We start from the raw sequence: 22,178 nt of genomic DNA, 5'->3' as shown, positions 1-22,178 counted from the left end.
TTTTATATGTTAAAATTAAACCAAATAGAAGAAAGTGAATACAAACACCCATACCAAATCCACGAAGTGCCAGTATAAACCAACTTTTTCCACCATTAAATAATGTCCTCTTCTCTCGAACGTTCCATTGATAGTCATCACTAAAATGATAATGTTGATCATCACTCCGCTAAATACGTGGAAACCATGGAAACCGGTGATGGTGAAGAATAAATTTGCAAACTGTTGTGCAGCGACTAATGATACATCACCAGTGAATAAATGTTTTAATTCCTCAGCGCTTGGAATCTCACCCCACCAAAAGCCCTCGTGGTGTAAGTGGCTCCATTCTAATGCCTGACAACCCAAGAACATAAAACCACCAATAATGGTAGCAACCATCCACCAGATAACTTCTTTTTTAGCACGACGGTGACCAGCTTCTACGGCCATTACCATAGTTACAGAACTCAAGATAAGGATGAAAGTCATGATGCCCACGAATACTAAAGGGGCGCCGCTATCTTTTAAGCCGGGAATAGATTGAAAAACCAAATCCGGATCAGGCCATGCCGATTTAGAAAAGCGCTGAGCGCCATAATAGATCAATAATGAGGAGAATGTAAAAGCATCTGATAAAAGGAAAAACCACATCATGATTTTACCATATTCTACCGACCAGGGAGAACGACCACCATTCCATGGTCCGGTTTTAACTTGATCTAATTGTGATACTGAATTCATTTGGAAATAGTATAATAGTTTGTTAACAAATTTAACGGTTCAAAAGTAAAAAAACATACAGATATATCCATAATATATCTATAAAATGCCAAAAAATAGAAGTTATTTCCATACGGAACTTATTTTTTGCCAGGGTAATATTCTTGTAGCTACCCACTAAACTACTGGTAATAAAGCCCAAACCAGCTATAATATGAAATAAGTGCATTAACGGCACTACATAAATAAAAGATATCGCGGCGTTATTGCCCACAAGCGTTGCTCCTGTTTTAACCATGCTGCCCCAAGCCATAAACTGCATAAAGCCAAAGCCAAACGCTAAAACAATAGTTAGCCAAAGCATTTTACGTTGCAGACTAAAATTTAATTTTCTTAAAGCAACTGAAGCGATTGTTAAAGTAATGCTACTAGCGATAATTAATAGTGTACTATAAATAAATGCATCAGGCAAAACCAGCCCATGTCCCTTCCCTTTCGACGCCGCGAAGACCAGATAGTAGCTTGTAAATCCACCAAACATGATCGTAGATGATACAACGAAAAGCCATACGATAAATTTTTTAGGCTTCGGGTCGAATATATCTTGTGTATTTTCCATTGATAAAACCATAATAATTATTTTGCAATAAAATCAAACATTAATACCAGCTGTACAGCAGGTATGTAAAAAAACGAACAGAACATCACTTTTTTCGCATCAATAAGTTCCCTGTTCTTTAACAATTTAAAAGCGAGCCAGCTAAATATTATACCCGCAATTATAGATAAGCCGGCGATGTAATAACCTCCGAAACCATAAAAAGTTGGCAACAAACTAACAGGTATTAAAATTAACGTACTTACAAAAGTGAATAGCGCAGATGTTCGATCTCTTTTCTTTGTAGGTAACAACCTGAAGCCAGCTTTCTTATAATCATCGTCCAAAACCCATGCAATCGCCCAGAAATGTGGGAATTGCCAAACAAACTGGATTAAAAATAATATTATTGCAATCTTATAATCGATATCTAAAAACAAATCAGATTTCAAACTACCAAATGCTGCCAGATACCCAATAAGTGGTGGCAATGCACCAGGGATTGCACCTACAAACACAGCAATTGGCGACTTTCTTTTCATTGGTGTATAAACAAAAGCATACAACAATATTGAAAACACGGATAATAAGCCGGTTTCGAGATTCAATTGCCCCAAAAGCCAGGTACCTAAAAAAGCCATAAAAACACCCAACACTAATCCCTGTCCTGTAGTCATTCTACCAGCAGGCATTGGACGGTCTTTAGTTCTGCTCATCAACCTATCCAGGTCTACTTCAATAATTTCATTAAAACAATTAGCAGCAGCTGTAACCAAAAATCCACCAGCAATTAAGATAAGCCAGTTTCCCCAGTCAATAGACGGAATATGCCCTCTTCCAATCTGCATTTTTTGCCCAATCAAAAAAGATATAGATGCAGAAAATACGACCGTAAATGACAGTCTGAATTTAATCAGCTTAGAAAAATCCGAAAGAAATTGTTTCAATTCTCTTATTTATTATTATTGTTTGTAAGTTCTTGTTCTATAAACGAGTAGGTACAAATAAAACTGTAAACTAAATAGCATTGTCGAAAATAGTATATGCAATGCCTGGGCAACAGGTGGTAAAGAAATATATGCCAGTGCAAACCCAGTTAATAGTTGGATCAACAACGTTAGCAAAATAAATCTGGCAGTTAACAATGGTGCTGCCTTCCCACTAAATCTGTCAATAACCATTTTATAAATAATACCATTACAAACAACAACTAAAATTGCCATGTCTCTATGGTAATTAAATATTTCTCCCACTTTACCAATCCAGGTATTTCTACCACCAAAAGATAAAGATTTTGCGACTACATCAATAGCCTCCCTAACTTCGGTGCCCAAAATAATCTGGGCAACACTAACCATCAGTGTGAAGAACAAAAACCCTTTCAGCCATAAAATCCGATACATTATAACAGAAGGCTCTTTATGCAGTTGTTTAGCGTAATTATATGTGTAAATGGAAATGGCCAAGATAACAAGTGCCAAAAGCATATGTACGGTCACAACCCATTGAGCAAGATTTGTTGACACCACTATTGAACCCAACCAAGCCTGGTATCCTACTACAAAGATGTTAAGAATACTTAATATAATTATACGCTTAGCAGTCTTCTTATAAATGAATGAATAAATAGCGGTAAGCAGCAAAAACAAGCCCGCTAAAACACCTGCTAAACGGTTGAGATACTCTGTCCAGGTTTTTACAGCATTAAATTCTTCAGGTACTATAATGTTCTTATCATGCCTGATGCTATCCGCTAATTCTTTCTTGCCCATACTTTCAAGGTAATTGGCAAACTTTTCATTCTTCTTAATTCTACCAGCGACGTACTTTTGCTTATAGTTTTCAGGAAGTTGAGATACATCAGTAGGCGGTATATACCTATCGAAACATTTTGGCCAGTCAGGGCAACCCATCCCAGACCCAGTACTTCGAACAATACCGCCTGCAAGTATAACCAATAGCGTAACGATAATGGTTATTAAGTTAATCCTGATAAAACGTTCTTCTGATCTACTGATCATATCTCTGTTAAGATGAAAAGGGTATCCGGATAAGCAGAAACTTAATCAGATACCCCTTTTAAAATTTTGTTAAAGCTATTTAACTAGCCCTTATTTTCTGTCACAGGATTGGCGATTTCCCAATCTTGTTGAATTTTTTCTGCTTCCTCGTTACCTTCAAAATCGTGAGGTAAATTTGAACTCATTGTTTGAGAAAAAGGAACGGTTTGAGGAATAAAATCTGCATCATGACCTGGCTTACTGTAATCGTAAGGCCATCTGTAAACCGTTGGAATTTCTCCCGGCCAGTTTCCATGCAAGTGTTCCACGGGCGCCGTCCATTCCAGTGTATTTGATTCCCATGGATTTTGAGGTGCTTTCTTACCTTTATAAATTGAATAGAAGAAATTAAATAGGAAAGCGACCTGAGCCAATGCTGCTATAATAGCGGCCCATGTTACAAATACGTTAACGGTCAACCATTTTTTCATGAACTCAAACTCAGTGAATGCATAGTAACGGCGTGGAACACCATCTAAACCTAGGAAATGTAATGGGAAGAAAACCAAGTAAGCAGCGATGAATGTTAACCAAAAGTGCAAATAACCCAATTTAGCATTCATCATGCGACCGAACATTTTAGGATACCAGTGGTAGACACCTGCAAGCATACCAAAAATCGCCGCAGAACCCATTACCAGGTGGAAGTGGGCAACTACAAAATAAGTATCATGTAAGTTGATATCCAGCGATGCATTACCTAAAAAGATTCCCGTTAATCCTCCAGAGATAAAAAATGAAACTAGACCAATAGCAAATAACATTGCGGGCGTAAAACGAATGTTACCCCTCCATAAGGTGGCTAAGTAATTGAATGTTTTTACGGCAGAAGGAACAGCGATGATCAAGGTTGTAATCATAAACACGCCTCCAAGTAATGGGTTCATACCTGTTACAAACATATGGTGCCCCCATACAATGAACGAAAGTACGGTAATGCCAATTAAGGAATAAACCATTGCATGATATCCAAAAATTGGCTTGCGTGAATTCACCGAAATAACTTCGGACGATATACCTAAAGCTGGCATAATTACGATATATACTTCCGGGTGACCCAAGAACCAGAATAAGTGTTGCCATAAAATTGGCGAACCACCTTCATTTGGCAAAATATTGGTACCCATCACAATATCAGAAAGGTAGAAACTTGTACCAAAACTTCTGTCGAAAACAAGTAACACAACACCCGCTACCAATACAGGGAAAGATAAAATACCCAAAATAGCGGTTAAGAAGAATGCCCATATGGTTAAAGGCATTTTCCATAGGTCCATACCCTTTGTACGCATATTTAATATAGTACTCACATAGTTTATACCGCCCATTAAAGATGATGCTACGAAAAGAACCATACTTATTAACCACAATGTCATACCCATACCTGAACCTGGAATTGCTGTAGGCAGTGCTGACAATGGCGGATAAACAGTCCAGCCACCAGATGCAGGACCTGTTTGGATAAAGAATGAAGACATCATTATCACACAGGCTGTAAAGAAAAACCAGTAAGACAGCATATTCAGGAAAGGCGAGGCCATATCCCTTGCTCCAATTTGTAATGGAATCAATAAATTACTGAATGTTCCGCTTAATCCGGCTGTTAACACAAAGAATACCATTATAGTCCCATGGATAGTAACCAAAGCGAGATAAAAATCAGATTTAATACGACCGCCTTCAGCCCATTTACCCAAAAATGTTTCTAAGAACGGAAAATTTTTATCAGGCCATGCTAATTGAATACGGAATAAAATTGATAAACCCATTGCAATAACCGCCATAATGATACCGGTTACCAAAAATTGTTTCGCAATCATTTTGTGGTCCATGCTGAAGATGTACTTTGAAATCAAAGTCTCCTTGTGATGCCCGTGATCAGCGTGATCGTGATTGTGTTCGTCGTGTAATGCTATTGTTGACATATTTATTTTCGCTCTTCGGTATATTATTTATTTAAAGCCATTTGGTTTGTTTTCACAGCTGAAGAATCTGTAGCAGATGAATCTGCTTCGGATGCTGCCGGAGTTGGTGCAACTGGCAAATTAAATTGTTTTCTTAAATCGTCGTTTAAGTAAGTTTTTTGTTCAGCTAACCAGGTCTTGTATTCTTCTATAGAAACCACACGCACGACCTTCTGCATATTGTAATGACCAGAACCACAAATTTTCGCACAATAAAATAAGTATTTGAAGTTAGGATCATTCGTTTTCTGCTGCATCTCTGAAGTTGTGATGGTTGGCGTAAATTCGAAAATCGTTTGCATACCAGGTACTGTATTTAATTGTACTCTGAAGTGAGGCATGTAAAAGCTATGGATAACGTCCTTACTTGTTAAAATAAGTTTAACAGGTTTTCCAACAGGAATAACCATCTCGTCAGCCATTTGGTCATCGCGAGATTTCAAATCTTTGAAATCAATACCCAATGTGTTCGTCGACGTGGTTAATTTGTAATTTTTATGTCCCACAACACCATCAGCTCCCGGGTAACGGATAGACCATTTAAATTGCTCTGAGGTTACTTCGATTTGAATCGGCATATTTTTAGGATCATCAACTTTGTAGAATATAGACCTCCACGTTAAGAAACCCATCAATACCAATACGGTTAAAACCAATGCAGGAACGATCGTCCAGATTTTTTCTATTGTGTTATTGTGTGGATAATAATATGCTTTTCTTTTAGCTGAATATTTGTAGATGTAGGAAAATCCAAACAATAAGATATGTGTAACAACAAAAACGATGGTCGTAATGATCAATGTCAAATTGAACATTTGATCAATGCGTTCTCCATGTACAGATGCAGCATCAGGTAACAACATTGCACCATGTACTGTATACTCCCAATAAACACCATATAAACCTAAAACAAGAAACAATGCAAATAAACTCGCATGTACCCTATTCCAGTTAATACCAACAGGCTTACCTTGTGCTTCGCGGCTCAATTCATATACTCTGATGGCTTTACCCACAATTGCGATGAATAAACATATAGCAAGAAATACCAGAATATAAAATATTACTGATTTATAAACATCGCCCATATCAACTTTCGGTGCCGAAGCAGCAACTGAAGCTGCTTCCTGTGCAAATACGCTCGTGTTTGCAAAAACAGCAAGTATTACTGCTAAAGCTCCGGTCGTTTTATTCATGATAAACTTTCTTAAACTCATTTTCTTAAAAGTAGTACGCTGTACTTCTATAATATTAATTAAATATCTGCTCTTCTAAACCATCAATTAAAGCTGATGATGCAAACTTTCTTGTAATAATGGGTGATTTTTTGCTATCAGAGGTTTTTTACTCAATGCAGTCAAAACGGTAAAGGTAAACAAACCTACAAATCCTGCAGCAATACCGATTTCGATAATACCAAAACCATTATGCCCATCTTCCACAGCTCCTGGCATAATCATTTGATAGTAATCAACCCAGTGACCTAATAAAACAACCACAGCAACAAATAATAATCTTATATCCGTTCTTTTGTTGTCTCTATCCATTAATAGTAAAACTGGTGCTAAAAAGTTCATCGCCAAGTTTAAAAAGAACCAGAACTTGTAATATTCAAAACGTTTGTAGAAATATACAGTCTCTTCAGGCATATTAGCATAATAGATTAGCAAGAACTGCGCAAACCATACGTAGGTCCAAAAGATAGAGAAACCAAAGATAAACTGGCCTAAGTTATGCAAATGGCTATTGTTAACCCATTGCATATAACCTGCTCTTCTTAATAAAATAATGATAATTGCGATTGTCGCTAAACAACTAACCCACATGGCAGCGAAATTGTACCATCCAAACATTGTTGAAAACCAGTGGGCTTCCAACGACATAACTGTATCAAATGCAAATATAGGAGTGGTGAAACCATAAATAACTAAGAAAATACAGGCATTCTTAAAACTTTTTCTGTAAGAATTCAATCCACCCGCCAAATCTTCATTATATGAAAATTTAACAAACATGATGGAAAAGATGCTGTAGATACCTAAAAATAGCAATTGTCGACCTAGAAAGAAAGGCACATTTAAAAACACCGATTTACCTGCGATAATTGCATCGTAATTAGGGCTATTTTTATCAGTTAAGCCATCAGCATGCCAATGGTGGTATAAATTGTGTGTGTATAAACCTGCAGAAATTATAACAACAAGTATAACAGCAGCAATAGGCAATGTTTTCGCCATCGCTTGTGGTACGCGTAGAATTGAAGCAGACCAACCTGCCTGAGCTACATATTGAACAGCAAGGAAAAAAGTACCAGACATACAAACGCATGCAAAGTAATATCCCATAAGCAACAGGTTGGCAAAAGTTCGCTCGTGCATAACTTTATCACCGGCTAAAAAACCATAAGCAATAGCAGCAACACCTAAAACGATACCAACTATACTTAAAGTTTTTACTTTTCCTGTAAACTCAAATTGTTCACTAAAATTAATATTGTGAGTTCCCATTTATATCTGCTTTACTTATTGTCCTTTTTGTAATTGTTGAACATACATCACAATTTTCCAACGATCAATTGGTAGAATTTGTGAAGCATGCGAGCCCATATTATTTACGCCATATGTAATGGTGTGGTAGATTTTACCCGGCGTTAAGTCTGCCATGTTACCTCCTCTTGATGAAGCACCAGTTTGATAAGCAGGAACACCAGTAAATTTCTCAATTTTAACCAAGTGACCTTGTCCATCTCCCTTTTCACCATGACACGGTGCACAGAAAACCACAAATGAATGTTTACCCTGTTCCAGATTGATGCTATCTGCAGGCAATGGATTTACCATTTTAGCACCTGCTTCATTATATCCCTCTAAAGTATTCGGGAAGCTATCATATTCTTCAAAACCTACTGGTTTCGTATTTGCAGGTGGTAACTGTGCCGTTTTACCGTCCTTAAAATTTTTATTTGGCTGATCTGGATTGAAAGCAATCGGATCATACATATTCCGCGCATATTCTAATCCAGTACTGCGTTTATCTCTACAAGCCGAAAAAGTAGCTGCAAAAGCGATAGCTAAAAACGCGGCATAAACAAATTTATTCTTATTCATAGCTAATGTACTTCCTTTCATTATACTTTACTTCTAAAGCACCGGCATCTTTTAATAAATCATCAATAACGGTGTGTGCTGCATTTTCATGAGCATCTATTGCAATAACAAAACGATCATCTGTAGCGCGAAGATCCATCACCCTTGGTGCTCTTCCCGGAAATAAATGTGTTGACGCATAATAGGTTAGAACCATACCGAAAGCACAGAATAACACTGTTAATTCGAACATTATTGGAATAAAATCCGGTAATGCAAATGATGGTTTACCACCTATATTTACTTTCCAATCAATAACCGCGCAAAAATAAATTAAAGCGAAAGCTGCGCAGGTTCCTGTTATACCAAAGCAAAATGCAGCGATATCAATTCTTGATCTTTTAACACCTAATTTAGCTTCTATTCCGTGTATAGGCATTGGTGTATATACATCATAAATTGTGATGTTATTTTCCTGAAGTTTATCGATGCCATGCATCATTTCGTCAGGGTCGCCAAAGCTGCCTAAAATATATTTGATATCACTCATTGTTATATTTTTGCGTATTCTTCTTGTTTAACACTATCAAATTTCTCTAAAGATTCTATGTATTCTGCTACATACTCTTTGTTCTCATGCCCTTCTTTAATCTGTTTTAATTTTGCTTGCTCACTTGCAGATTTTAATAATAATTTAACCTCTGCTATAGCGATAGATGGCAACACCCTTAAAAACAATAAGAATAAAGTGAAGAACAATCCGATTGAACCTACGAACACACTTACATCAACCCATGTTGGATAAAACATAGCCCAGCTTGACGGAATGTAATCGCGGTGTAATGAAGTAACGATAATTACAAAACGTTCGAACCACATACCTACGTTTACCACGATTGATAAGATCCACGTTGCTTTAATGCTTAAACGTATTTTCTTAAACCATAATAACTGTGGAGATATTACGTTACAAGTCATCATCATCCAGTAAGACCACCAGTAAGGACCAGTTGATCTGTTAATAAAAGCATATTGCTCATACTCAGAACCCGAATACCATGCTATGAAAAACTCGGTCAGGTATGCAACACCAACGATTGAACCGGTTAAGATGATGATTTTATTCATCGATTCAATGTGGAACATAGTGATGTAATTTTCAAGACCTAAAACCTTACGTGCAACCAATAATAAGGTTAACACCATCGCAAATCCTGAGAAAATTGCACCGGCAACGAAGTAAGGAGGGAAAATTGTAGTGTGCCATCCTGGAATTACTGAAGTTGCAAAGTCCATAGATACAATGGTGTGTACCGACAGTACTAGCGGTGTAGATATACCTGCAAGGATTAAAGATACTGCTTCAAAACGTTGCCATGTTTTAACACTTCCACTCCATCCAAACGAAAAGATAGAATAGATTTTTCTGCGTGTACCAACTGCACGGTCGCGGATGGTAGCGATATCTGGCAACAAACCTGTGTACCAGAATAATAATGATACAGAGAAGTATGTTGAGATTGCAAACATATCCCAAACTAACGGGGAGTTAAAGTTTACCCAAAGCGAACCAAATTGATTTGGTAAAGGTAATACCCAATAAGCTAACCATGGACGGCCCATGTGTGATACAACATAAGTTGCCGCACAAATAACAGCAAAGATGGTCATCGCCTCTGCCGAACGGTTAATGGAGTTACGCCAGTTCTGACGGAAAAGTAAAAGTACAGCAGAGATAAGTGTTCCTGCGTGACCAATACCAACCCACCATACGAAACCGGTGATATCCCATGCCCATCCAACTGTTTTATTTAAACCCCATGCTCCGATACCGTTCCAGAAGGTATAGCTTACAGCTACAACCCAAAGCAACGCACCCAATGAGGCAAAGATGAAACCAATCCACCAGGCTTTATTTGGCTTATTTTCTACCGGGCCTAAAATATCATCCGTAATTTTTGCATACGTGATGTTATCGCCGGTAATTAATGGTTCTCTAAGTATTGATTCGTTATGTCCTGACATAATTTGTATTTTCTTTATACTAAAGCTTACGCTTGTACTGTTGTATCTGTATTTCTAATTTTAGTCATATATCCGATACCCGGTTTCACATTGATTTCCTCTAAAACGTAGTAGATACGTTCAGAACGTAACGCTTTTGAAACCTCAGAATTAGGATCATTTGCATCACCGAAGATGATTGCATTAGCTGAACAAGCTTGCTGACAAGCCATTTTGATATCACCATCTTTTAAAGGACGTTTCTCCAATTTAGCCTGAAGCTTTCCGCCTTGTATACGTTGAATACACATCGAGCATTTCTCCATAACACCACGTGAACGTGTAGTTACATCAGGATTTAAAACCAATTGGGTAAACTCGTTATTTAAATAGTTATCGAAACGGGAATCATTCCAGTAATTAAACCAATTGAAGCGACGCACTTTATATGGACAGTTGTTTGCGCAATAACGTGTACCTACACAACGGTTATAGGCCATGTGGTTTAAACCATCTGACGAGTGTACCGTAGCTAATACCGGACAAACTGTTTCGCACGGTGCGTGATCACAATGCTGGCATAACATAGGCTGGTGAACAACAGAAACATGGTCTAAATCTTCCAAGTTGGCAATTTCCTTTTCTCTTGTCACATCACCTGTTGGCGTTTCGTAGCTATAGTAACGATCGATACGAATCCAGTGCATTTCACGACGACGACGAACCTCATCACGACCTACTACGGGGATGTTGTTTTCTACATTACATGCTACCACACATGAACCGCAACCTGTACAAGCATTCAAATCGATTGCCATAACCCAGCTGTTGCCCGGTTGCTCCCATTTATCCCAAAGATCATAGTTTTTATGCCCTTCTTCGCTTTTACCTGTGCCAGCAGCAGGATTTTTCAGATATTCTTTAAATGTAGCTTCACGAATTACATTACGCCCTTCAAAAGAGTGGTGCGTCTGTGTTTGTGCCAATTCGTAATAACTCCCAGTTGGCGTAATGGTTACCGTTGTCGCATATTGCATTGTTCCATTTACAAATGATACAAAAGGGAATGCGTTTTTACCAACGTCGTTACCAGCTTTACCAACTTTAGTACGGCCATAACCTAAAGCTATAGAAGCTGTACCTTGTGCTTGTCCTGGTTGGATTAATACTGGCAAATCTACTGAATAACCATTGCTACCTTTTACGGAAACAACGTCAAATTCTTTTACTTTAAGGCTTTCAGCAAACTTAGGTGCAAGGGCAACATAGTTATCCCATGTAACTTTCGAAACCGGATCTGGCAGTTCCTGTAAGAATGCATTGTTGGCATTTTTACCATCACGCATTGGATTGCTTTCATAAACATGCAGCTGAACATCTTTTGATAACGCTTTGCTGCTGTTAATTATCGAAGTAGCAACGGCTGATAATGACAGGCTGAAACTGTAAGTTCCCGCTGGCTTAGCAGCCACAGTTACGACACCTTTTTCTAAAACGTTAGACCAGGTTATGCCCAATGCCGGAAGCATTTTGCTTTCCCAGTTGCTACGAACAAACTGATAATAATCTTTAACTGGCGCATCTGCCCAAACCAGTAAACTCTCTTCTGCCTGGCGACTATTGAAAACAGGATTAATGGTTGGCTGTACGATTGAATAATATCCTTCGTAAGCATTCGCATCACCCCATGATTCTAAATAGTTATGGTTAATTGCAATCGCATCACAAAGTGAAGCAGTTTCATCAGCCCTGTCGGCGAAAGATATTTTTGCAGGAACATTTTTCAACGCCGCTTCAAATTTTTTGGTATCCAGATAATCGTAAGCCGGATTGCTGTTCAGGAACATTATCGCCCCAACTTCACCGCGAGTCATTTCGGCAATTAAACCGTTAAATTCGGCGTCGTTACCAGCATATAAATAACAAGGATTATCTAAATCGATCGTTGTTCCATAACTGCCAATAGCAGCATTAATGGCATTTACTAAAATTTGTGTCGATACATCATTAGAACCGCAAACCACAACTGCTTTGCCTCTATTTTGAACCAACTCTTTGGCAGCCAGTTTAATTACTTTATCGGCAGTCGTGTTGTTTGGTAACGCGCCACCTGGCAAAGCATTACCTGTAATGGCATTATATAAGGCAATTAATGCTGGTCCTTCTTCCGACAATTTAATCGGAACACGTGTATCGGCATTAGTACCTGTTAAGCTCATACCACTTTCAAACTGAATGTGGCGGCTCATTTTTTTGTTCTCTAAAGATTTATAGCTACGGTTTGTGCTGTATTGCGCTGTAAACTCTTCGCCGCTAATCCACGTACAAAGGAAATCAGCACCAAAACTTACAATTAAGTCTGCTTTATCAAAATTATACTTTGGTAATACGGCCTTACCAAAGCTGTTTTGGTTTGCCTGAATGATACCTGTATAAGAAACAGCATCGTATTGTACCAATTTAGCAGCCGGATATTTCGCAACAAAAGTAGCGATAACTGCATTTGTAGACGGGCTGTTAACCGTAGATGAAACAAGACGTATCTTTTTGCCAGCCGCCTGAGCTTTAGCCAGTTCGCTTTTTACGTAAGTATCTATTTTAGCCCATGTTGTTTCTTCGCTTTTTAGAACAGGCGCTTTCAACTTTGAAACATCGTACAAATCTAACACTGAAGCCTGAGCGCGCGCATCGGTACCACGGTTAAATTCGCCTGCATTCGGGTTTGGTTCGATTTTAATCGGACGACCTTCTCTTGTTTTAACTAAAATACTCTGGCCGTTAAAGCTGGAAGTATAGTAATTGGGTATACCAGGTGTTACCTCTTCAGGTTTTACCAGGTAAGGAATAGATTTATGAATCGGAGCACTTTGACATGCTGCTAAAGTTACCGCACCTAACCCAAAACCTAACGCCTTTAAAAAGTCGCGGCGGGGGGTAACAGTGCTTAACCCTGCTTCATTTAAAACATCTTCTATTGGAAGTGGCTCGGCGAATTCGTTTTTGTTATTCTTAACAAAATCGGGCGTATTGTTATACTCCTCTAAGCCTTTCCAGTATTTTTTATTGCTTTCCATTTAAGCTATATTACTGTTTATCGAACGTTCTTACTAAAACTCTAACTATTAATAGTGGCATTTACCACACTCTAAACCACCCAATAATGCTGGTGTGATTTTTTCACCTTTTTTAATTTTTTCGTGCGCTTCGATAACCTTAGCGTAGAAAGCATTGTTTTTCTGACCGGAAATATCTGTCTCTTTATGGCAGTTAATACACCATTTCATGGTTAACGGAGAGTATTGATAAATTTCCTCCATTGTGTTAACCGGACCGTGACAAGCGAAACATACCGGTTCAGTTGGCTGTAATCCTTTCGCTTTACGAATTGCATCTTCTGCAACAACTACGTGCTGAGAGTGGTTGAAGTAAGCGAAATCAGGAAGATTGTGTACACGCACCCATTCCATTGGTTTCTCTTTACTCTTATCGTATTTCTGTGTTTCAGGATCGTAACCTAAAGCATTATAAATTTTCTTGATTTCAGGCGAGATTTCACCTTCATAATTGTCTCTTGCCTGTACTGCTTTATGGCAGTTCATACAAACATTTAATGATGGGATAGTTGCATTCTTTGACTTGAATGCACCATTATGGCAATATTGACAATCAATTTGATTGGTGCCTGCGTGCAATTCGTGAGAGAATTTAATTGGTTGTACTGGCTGGTAACCTGTATGAACGCCAGTATTCCACATACCCATCCAACCCCATGAACCTAAGGCAATGATTAAACACAAAATAAAGAACATCACAAATTTCTTGTTCTTAAACATTTTGCGCACACCCACTTTTAATGGCACATCTTCTTCAATCTCAATGCCTTGTTTTTGCAAAATTAAGCGCTCCAGTAATTTAGAAGCACGACCTAAGATTACTAAAATCACAATAGCAACAACAACAATTGCAACAATACCTGCAATTGATAAACCGGAAGTTCCTCCACCATTAGCCGCGCTGGATGCAGCAACAGTTGCATCTCCTTTAGCTTTAGGTTCGCCTTCTTTGATGTAGGCTAAAATGCTTTTTACTTTTTCTTCATCCAATTCAGGAAATGAAGTCATCGCTACTTTACCATTCTCATTGAAAAGCTTAACCGCTTCAGGATTTCCGGCAGCAATCATAGCCTGCGAATTCGGAATCCACTTTAACAGGAATTCTTCTGAATGACGATCGGACACACCAGTTAAAGCAGGACCAACCATTTTAGCGTCTAAGGCATGACATGCGGTACATTTAGCCTTGAAAAGCGTTCTTCCTTCTGCAGCATCTTGCGCACTAACGGTAGAAACCGCTATAATGGAAATAGCTGAAAACACGAATAACGATTTCCAAACGCTTTTTAAAATCATCGAGATATCTCTCATAATGAACACTTTATACTTATTTAATTTACTTTTAGTTATGAAATTGATGATTGAACCCAGATAGCCCCATCAAAACTTGAACAAAAGTATAACTTATTAATAAATCCCATGACATAATACTGACTTGAAATACAATTTATAATCATTCTAAACAAACGCCTATTCCAGCCTGTCAGCCAATAAAAATGCCCATTTCGATTTTTCCGCAATGGGCATAGTTAAGACTGAACTTGTTTTACAAAATTTTTCTTTTATTGTTTTAATATCCAGGCGAACATTAACGGTGCAACAATTGTTGCATCACTTTCCACAATAAACTTTGGTGTATGAATATCCAGTTTACCCCAGGTTATCTTTTCATTTGGAACCGCACCGGAATAAGAACCGTATGAAGTTGTTGAATCTGAAATCTGACAGAAATAACTCCAGAATGGTATATTTTCCATCTCCATATCCTGATAAAGCATTGGTACAACACAAATCGGAAAATCTCCGGCAATACCACCGCCAATCTGGAAGAAACCAATCCCCTTGCCATCACTGTTTGCAATATACCAATCGGCTAACCAACCCATATATTCAATACCGCTTTTCATCGTAGTCGCCTTTAATTCCTTTTTCATTACGTAAGAAGCAAAGATGTTACCCATTGTAGAGTCTTCCCATCCCGGAACCACAATCGGCAAATTCTTTTCAGCCGCAGCTAACATCCAGGAGTTCTTGGGATCAATTTCATAATACTGCTCCAAATCACCGCTTAAAAGCATTTTGTACATAAATTCATGTGGAAAATATCGCTCACCCGCTTCATCAGCATCTTTCCATATCTTATGGATGTGTTTTTGTAAACGACGGAAGGCTTCTTCTTCAGGAATACAGGTATCGGTAACTCGGTTGTAGTGATTTTCCAGTAGATCCCATTCATCCTGCGGACTTAAATCTCTGTAATTAGGTACACGTTTATAGTGAGAATGTGCAACCAGGTTCATGATGTCTTCTTCCAGGTTTGCACCAGTACAAGAAATAATCGCTACTTTATCCTGGCGAATCATTTCTGCAAGTGAAATACCCAATTCAGCCGTACTCATTGCGCCGGCTAATGTAATCATCATTTTACCGCCTTCATCCAAATGCGTTTCATACCCCTTGGCCGCATCCATCATGGCCGCAGCATTAAAATGGAGGTAATTACGCTCCATAAACTGAGATATTGGTCCTCTTATATTGCTCATCTTTTTTGACTTATTTGGTCGCAAAAATAGGCATTTAGGCCGAAAGGTTAAAACGTAAAAGTTTTTAGCGATGCGCGTATTGCGTTTGGCGTAGATAGCGAATCTAAATAACTAAAGAAGTTGAAATTTATACCACCAAGGCACGAAGGCACAAAGTAATTTATATTGTGATTGCTGAACACGTATTCTGCTAACCAATTTAAACAATTAACCAATAACCAGTATATTACTTTATACCACCAAGACACAAAGGCACAAATTAATTTGTTTAGTGATTATTAAACACGTATTCTGTTAACCGATTTGAACAATTAACCGATTAACCAATTTAGTGGGCAGTTTGCAGTGACCAATGAACAAATGACCAGTGAACGAATGAACTATTACTAAATTTTCTTTTCTTTGCGCAATGAAAAAACCGGGACTTTTCCTCGCCCTTATTCTAATTTCCTTTTCAGGAATAGCACAAATGAAACTGATAAAAAAAATGTTGTCAAATGAAAAGGATACGACAAGAAAAGCGAGTTTCTTACCCATTCCCTCCTTTGGTTATTCTCAAGAAACAGGACTTGAACTAGGTGTAGGCGCTATCTTTTCGTATTACACAGATAGGAAGGACACGTTAACAAGGAGTTCTAACTTTTCATTAAATGCCACCTATTCTACAAAAAAAACATACAACGTTGCTTTAAAGGGTGACGCGTGGTCGCCAGGAAATAAATACCATTTTATCGGTGATGTACGTTTCAAAAGAATGCCTTTTAATTTTTACGGCATCGGGAACAACACACAAAAAGCAGACGAAGACAAGTTGATAATGAACCAAATCAAAGTGCTTTTCGATGCAGAGCAAAGTTTCATCAGCCATGCTTATACAGGTGTTTCTCTGGGATTTGAAAATTATAAGTTTACGGACCAAATTACGGGTGGAATTTTCAGCAATAGTCCTGGCATTTTAGATAAAGATGGCGGTTCAGTTATATATATTGGAATTAGTCAAAGTTACGACACCCGAAATTCTAACAACTATCCATCTAAGGGTTTTTTCGGTCGCGTAACTTACCAGTTTGCGCCACGCTTTTTCGATAGCGAGAGTTTTTCCGGAAGTCAGATTAAACTAGATGTAAGGAATTTCTGGCCGATAAGCAAAAAAATTGTTCTTGGTGTGCAAGGTATTTATTATACCATTCAGGGCTCAAATAAGCCATTCTACCTCTTACAACAAATGGGTAACGACCAAATAATGAGAGGTTATTATGGGGGGCGTTACCGCGACGAAAACCTGATTGCCTCTCAATTAGAGTTGCGTTACCGTTTTATGAACAGATTCGGAATTGTTGCCTTTGCAGGGGCCGGAAAGGTTTTTAATAATGATGATGTTAACCTAAAAAGGCTAAAACCAAACTTTGGTGTTGGCGGCAGGTACTTCTTTGATACCGCAAAGGGCCTGAGTGTTCGTTTAGATTACGGTGTTGGCGAAAAACTCGCAAGTGAAAAACGCCAGAGTGGATTCTACATTAGTTTAGCTGAAGCGTTTTAATTATGGATGATGCAAATTTTATAATGGAAGCACTCATCATTTACGACAGCTATTCTTCCACAACCAGTCGCTAAGTAAATAATATGCGCAGATGGAATATTGATGATATTTGTCCCCGTTATTCGTTTACATCACACCTCTTCCATTTTCTAATTGGTTCTCCTCCGCTCCTCTTCATTTCCGGTTTTTCTAACGAGTTGTTTGATTTTTTCATTCCCGAAATTAAAACGGATGCTGATTCTCAGCTGGCGATTATCATAATAATTATTGTATTCCTGCCGGATATTGTTAATCACACTACCAAAACGAAACCGATTTGACTTCAAAACATCAGACGCATTTATGGCCAGCTGAAGTTTTTTGTTTAAGAGCAAAGTTTTTAACCCGATATCTACGTTAGATTGGCTCTTGTTTTTATTCAAACCATCTACTGTCGGAAACTGATACCAAAAACTTATATCGCCCAACACCGTTTTTGAGCGGTTTAAAACAAATTGATTTACGGTCGAAAAGTAGGCTCCAAAACCTTTAACTTTATTTAAAGTTTGCGGCAAGTTCGATTTCGATAAGTTATAAAAAACGTCTACCTGGTTGATGCTTTCCAACCATTTTAGATTGTTAAAAACAAAAGAATTACTTAACTGGTAATTATAACCTGTTACAAAATTGACAGGTTTATAAATCTGGATATTCGAATTTTGGTCAATAAAATTTACATCATTGTACCCATTGGTTAGCTTATTAAACGATAGTGTTGTTGTGAAAATACTTTTATAAGTATGAGATAACTCGATGTTATTGTTAAATGATGGCTGCAAAAAAGGATTTCCTTCGGCATAAGTAAATTGATTGCTATACCATCGAAATGGATTTAACTTTTTATAAGCAGGCCGGTTAATTCTTCGACCATAATTTGCCGAGAATACGCTGCTTTCAGTAGCCCGGTAAGTCATAAATAATGTGGGAAACAATTGGAAATATCTGTTACCAGTGGTTTGGTTAATCGATTCGCCATTTACCTGCGAATACTCAGCCCTCAAACCAGCCTGAAAATCAAAATCTTTAACTTTTTTGCTAACGTTCATATAAACTGCCTGCGTGTTTTCCTGGTAATTAAAATCATTTGTTTGTGATAAATCCGGCCGATAAAATTCGTTCTGCTTTTTGTAAAATGCCAGGTTGCTTTCGTTTTTTATAAAACTTAGTTTTGAACCGAAGGAAAGATTAAAAGATCTGTAGGGCAGATCTACGTCAGCCTTAAGCGTATATAAATTGATAATCTGATTACTTTCAGATAAATATTCTGCAAAAGAGCCTGGGATTTCAAGGCCATCCTGAAAGTAGCTGGTGTTGTTAAAAAACCTGCTTTTATTGTCATTATATTTAAACCAGTCACCGTTAATGGTTAATTGTTTTCCTGCCGAATCTAATGCTTGTTTAACATAAAAATTAGCAGCGTTATAGTGCGATTTTATTATTGCGTTTGCATCAGAGTTAAGAATAGAATCAACGAGTCTAGCATTATTTAAAATAGTGGTTTTGATATTTTCTTCTGAATGAAAATTCGTCAAACTGCCATTGTACGATAAACCAACAATCGTTTTTTTTGATATTTGATAATCGATCCCAAACTGTCCACCCGGTACAGTCCTGAAATTCCTATCTTTATTTACAATAGTCCAGGTTTGGTTTTGATAAAAAATATTGCTCTGCTCTAACGGCACTGTAGAACCTTTACGGATATTAAAATTTGCAAATAAATTAATCTTATCTTTTTTATAGCTTAAATTTCCACCTGCAGCAATGGTTGGATAGTTTGCCTGTGTAAAAGTTGAATTTACTGAACCACGTAAACCCTCAGAGGTATTCTTTTTGAGAACGATATTGATCAATCCGTTATTACCCTGCGCATCGTATTTTGCCGGCGGATTGGTAATCACCTCAACTTTTGAAATGTTATCAGATGACATAGATTTAAGAAAATTCGATAAATCATCTCCGGTTAATTGAATCAGTTTATCGTTTACCATAACGTTAAGGCCTCCTTTACCTACCAAAGAAACTTTATCATTTAAAACGCGCACACCCGGAACTTTAGCAAGTAATTCTAAAGCATCCGTACCGATTGCAGCCGTACTATTCTCTACATTGAAAACTGTTCGATCTACTTTTTTTCCTATAAGCTGTTTTTTGAAATTGATTTGAACATCATTTAAGCTATTCGTTAATTCTTCCAGACTGGTTTTGATTATGGTATCTCTGTTGAGCGAAATTAGAATTTCCTTCCTTTTAAAATTGATAGAAGAAAACTGAATTCTATAAATGCCTTTTTCCAGATTATTAAAAAAAAAATTGCCGAGTCCATCACTTTGAGTTACCTGATGAGACTCCGAATTACCTAGCATTGAGACAGATATAGCCGATAGCGGCTTATTTTTATAAAAAACACCACCTTCAATCTTATATTGAGCATTTACTGTCAGAGTAATGCAAAGTAAAAAAACGAAGCTAAAAAGTTGTATGTGCTTAGTGGTTATAAACCTTAAGCCCAATCGATATACCATTTATGATAAGAATTATATTTCAATTAAGGCCTGAATTCACCACTGACATTTTGCCAAATTTCTATCTGGCCATCCGCAGCAAATTTGCCTTTTGAACCCAATATTTTCACGCCAGAAGGATGAGTGGCCAATAAATTAATGGCATGTCCTTCCCTTGTTATTTGATTGTATACAATTTCATCAGCCTCAATGGTAATTTTATTTAACAATAATTTTGCCTTCCCATACATGTAAATCGTAGTTTTATCTTTACTCATTTTAACAGAATCCATAGCTTGGTATTCAAGTTTTGAGTTGTTGGCGATTAAATTATCTGAAGATGAAATATTCGTTTTTATATGGGCAACCTTTTGACGGCCGTCGTCTTTATAAAACTTATGAAATAAAATTCCATTCCGAACGCCAAACGTTCTTATATTTTTTGAAATTGAGATCCAATCCTTTATCGAATATGATTTAGCCCCGGTTTTTACTTCATGCACAAATCTCAATCTAACATCGTCGCCTGTTTGATAATCTTTTAAATCGGCAAAATCTGTTTGCAACCTGTTAATCGCGATCTTAAAATTATAGCCGTTTGCAATAACGTTGATTATCTTTTTATTACCTGAAGAGGTTATACTTGAAATTTTCCCATCATTAAATCTAACTTTATTGGCTTCATACAAAAAAGGATACACTTCGGGTTTTGGCATTTGATAAACAAGCTTATCTCCGGAAAAGATCTGTTTTGGCTGGATGTAAACGAAACGTTCCCCTTTAGTAAAGCCGGTTGAAGAAACAACAACTTTCAATTCACTGTCTTTTTTTAGAAGATTTAGAGTTTGCGACCCTAAATATACCCTGGGCAAAATGTAAGTTCTTCCCTGCGATTGGAATAATTTACCACCGTCGAAATCAAATTTGGATTTTGACTTATAAGTATCCTTTATTGTTCCTATTAAAGTCTTTCCTAATGCAGATTCAGAGATTGCTTTCTTTTCTAAGTAATCCGCAGAGACAAAGTATGAATCTGTTCGCTTTACATTTGGTAGCGCCAATTCTTTATTTTTTAAAGCTTTTTTCTTTAAAGTATCCTCGGGCAACACCTCACTTTTAAGCACGGATTGTGCATAAACAACCTGTACTGAAAACAGCCAAACTAAACCGATTGCAACCGGTAGCACCATTAAATAACTTAACTTTTTCATATTACCAGACTTTAAGTTGTACAACATTTTGATTCGCGCTTTAATCGGACTTTTAACGAAATTGTGAATTAGCGGCATGTTACTACCCGAAACAGCTAACTTTAAAAGCAGTTTAGCATATGCACCTGTCCCGAAGTTTAAAGAAGTCATTTCATCAGCTTCATATTCGTGTGTTTGTTCCAAAGCTTTATCAAAAAAATAAACTATCGGATTAAACCATAATACTGCCTTACAAATCATTAAGATTATTTTATCTATTGAATGGAATTGATTTGCATGAACCTCCTCATGTTTGAGCAATACCGCCAAATCTGGTCCGCTTAAATTACGTTCGTCTATAAAAACATAGTTGAAGAAGGAGCAATTCGTAAATCCTACTGTTTTAGGGACTAGTTTTAACCCATTTTGTCGTGTTGAATGGTTGTTAATATAAATTAATAACCGGCACAATTGCCAGGTTGAAAAGCCGAGCAAAATTGCTGCAACGCTTAAATAAGCGTAAGGAATCAGAGAAAACCAATCTATCCCCTGCCTCGCTACTGGCATCTGAATAACTTCAACTGCTTGTGCTTGCGCAATAGCATAAATAGGCAGTGGGGGAGCTGCCACAGGCGCTGAAACCTGGCGTACATCAGCTGCTTTTTCAACATTAAATTGCAATGCCGGAATTACGAAACTTAGAAGCAATGTTACCAGCAGGTAAAATCTATTGATCCTGAAAAAAGTAAGTTTTCTCAAAACCAAAAGGTAAAAGCCAAAGAATAATGCTGTACAGGCACTCACTTTTAGAAGATAAGTTAGTAATTCCATGATT

Annotated in this window: 16 protein-coding genes; 1 reads left to right on the top strand and 15 read right to left on the bottom strand. The window is 37.5% G+C overall.

Features of this window, described 5'->3' with window-relative positions:
- Positions 1-15: 15 nt before the first annotated feature.
- The 13 genes from ASF92_RS14070 to ASF92_RS14010 form a co-directional block, all read right to left on the bottom strand.
- Positions 16-723, bottom strand: coding sequence for a cytochrome c oxidase subunit 3 (locus ASF92_RS14070; protein WP_056094223.1), 708 nt, complete (start codon positions 721-723; stop codon positions 16-18).
- Between the two features lie 31 nt (positions 724-754).
- Positions 755-1,321, bottom strand: a complete 567-nt coding sequence (locus tag ASF92_RS14065; protein ID WP_082489575.1) for a cytochrome c oxidase subunit 3 — start codon at positions 1,319-1,321, stop codon at positions 755-757.
- 17 nt (positions 1,322-1,338) lie between these two features.
- Positions 1,339-2,247 (bottom strand): heme o synthase, encoded by a 909-nt coding sequence (gene cyoE, locus ASF92_RS14060; protein WP_056094215.1) that lies wholly within the window; start codon positions 2,245-2,247, stop codon positions 1,339-1,341.
- 15 nt (positions 2,248-2,262) lie between these two features.
- Complete coding sequence (locus tag ASF92_RS14055) at positions 2,263-3,321, bottom strand: heme A synthase (RefSeq protein ID WP_056094212.1); 1,059 nt, start codon at positions 3,319-3,321, stop codon at positions 2,263-2,265.
- A gap of 83 nt (positions 3,322-3,404) precedes the next feature.
- Positions 3,405-5,285 (bottom strand): cbb3-type cytochrome c oxidase subunit I, encoded by a 1,881-nt coding sequence (locus ASF92_RS14050; RefSeq protein ID WP_197413299.1) that lies wholly within the window; start codon positions 5,283-5,285, stop codon positions 3,405-3,407.
- 23 nt (positions 5,286-5,308) lie between these two features.
- Positions 5,309-6,520 (bottom strand): cytochrome c oxidase subunit II transmembrane domain-containing protein, encoded by a 1,212-nt coding sequence (locus ASF92_RS14045; protein ID WP_231729820.1) that lies wholly within the window; start codon positions 6,518-6,520, stop codon positions 5,309-5,311.
- An 87-nt stretch (positions 6,521-6,607) separates the two neighbouring features.
- On the bottom strand, positions 6,608-7,831 hold the full coding sequence (locus ASF92_RS14040; protein WP_056094202.1) for a hypothetical protein: 1,224 nt from the start codon (positions 7,829-7,831) through the stop codon (positions 6,608-6,610).
- 15 nt (positions 7,832-7,846) lie between these two features.
- A complete protein-coding gene (locus ASF92_RS14035; protein WP_369817099.1) occupies positions 7,847-8,431 on the bottom strand; it encodes a cytochrome c in 585 nt (194 codons plus the stop codon).
- Positions 8,424-8,960 (bottom strand): DUF3341 domain-containing protein, encoded by a 537-nt coding sequence (locus ASF92_RS14030; RefSeq protein ID WP_056094196.1) that lies wholly within the window; start codon positions 8,958-8,960, stop codon positions 8,424-8,426. The genes ASF92_RS14035 and ASF92_RS14030 overlap by 8 nt, the downstream gene beginning before the upstream one ends.
- A gap of 2 nt (positions 8,961-8,962) precedes the next feature.
- On the bottom strand, positions 8,963-10,435 hold the full coding sequence (gene nrfD, locus ASF92_RS14025) for an NrfD/PsrC family molybdoenzyme membrane anchor subunit (protein WP_056094192.1): 1,473 nt from the start codon (positions 10,433-10,435) through the stop codon (positions 8,963-8,965).
- Positions 10,436-10,461: 26 nt separating this feature from the next.
- Positions 10,462-13,488, bottom strand: a complete 3,027-nt coding sequence (locus ASF92_RS14020) for a TAT-variant-translocated molybdopterin oxidoreductase (protein WP_056094189.1) — start codon at positions 13,486-13,488, stop codon at positions 10,462-10,464.
- Positions 13,489-13,536: 48 nt separating this feature from the next.
- Positions 13,537-14,838, bottom strand: a complete 1,302-nt coding sequence (locus ASF92_RS14015) for a c-type cytochrome (protein ID WP_056094186.1) — start codon at positions 14,836-14,838, stop codon at positions 13,537-13,539.
- A 251-nt stretch (positions 14,839-15,089) separates the two neighbouring features.
- Positions 15,090-16,070 (bottom strand): deoxyhypusine synthase family protein, encoded by a 981-nt coding sequence (locus tag ASF92_RS14010; RefSeq protein ID WP_056094183.1) that lies wholly within the window; start codon positions 16,068-16,070, stop codon positions 15,090-15,092.
- A 469-nt stretch (positions 16,071-16,539) separates the two neighbouring features.
- Between ASF92_RS14010 and ASF92_RS14005 the strand changes: the two genes are divergently transcribed.
- Positions 16,540-17,610, top strand: coding sequence for a polymerase (locus tag ASF92_RS14005; RefSeq protein ID WP_231729819.1), 1,071 nt, complete (start codon positions 16,540-16,542; stop codon positions 17,608-17,610).
- 149 nt (positions 17,611-17,759) lie between these two features.
- On the opposite strand, the gene ASF92_RS14000 is transcribed toward ASF92_RS14005, so the two are convergent.
- Positions 17,760-20,174 (bottom strand): outer membrane beta-barrel family protein, encoded by a 2,415-nt coding sequence (locus ASF92_RS14000; protein ID WP_082489565.1) that lies wholly within the window; start codon positions 20,172-20,174, stop codon positions 17,760-17,762.
- Positions 20,175-20,197: 23 nt separating this feature from the next.
- Complete coding sequence (locus tag ASF92_RS13995; RefSeq protein ID WP_056094173.1) at positions 20,198-22,174, bottom strand: M56 family metallopeptidase; 1,977 nt, start codon at positions 22,172-22,174, stop codon at positions 20,198-20,200.
- Between the last annotated feature and the right edge of the window lie 4 nt (positions 22,175-22,178).

It is taken from the genome of Pedobacter sp. Leaf176 (genome assembly GCF_001424305.1).
In the GTDB taxonomy this organism is placed as follows: Bacteria; Bacteroidota; Bacteroidia; order Sphingobacteriales; family Sphingobacteriaceae; genus Pedobacter.
Note: the sequence above shows the minus strand (reverse complement) of the source record. Positions and strands in the feature narration are given on the sequence as shown.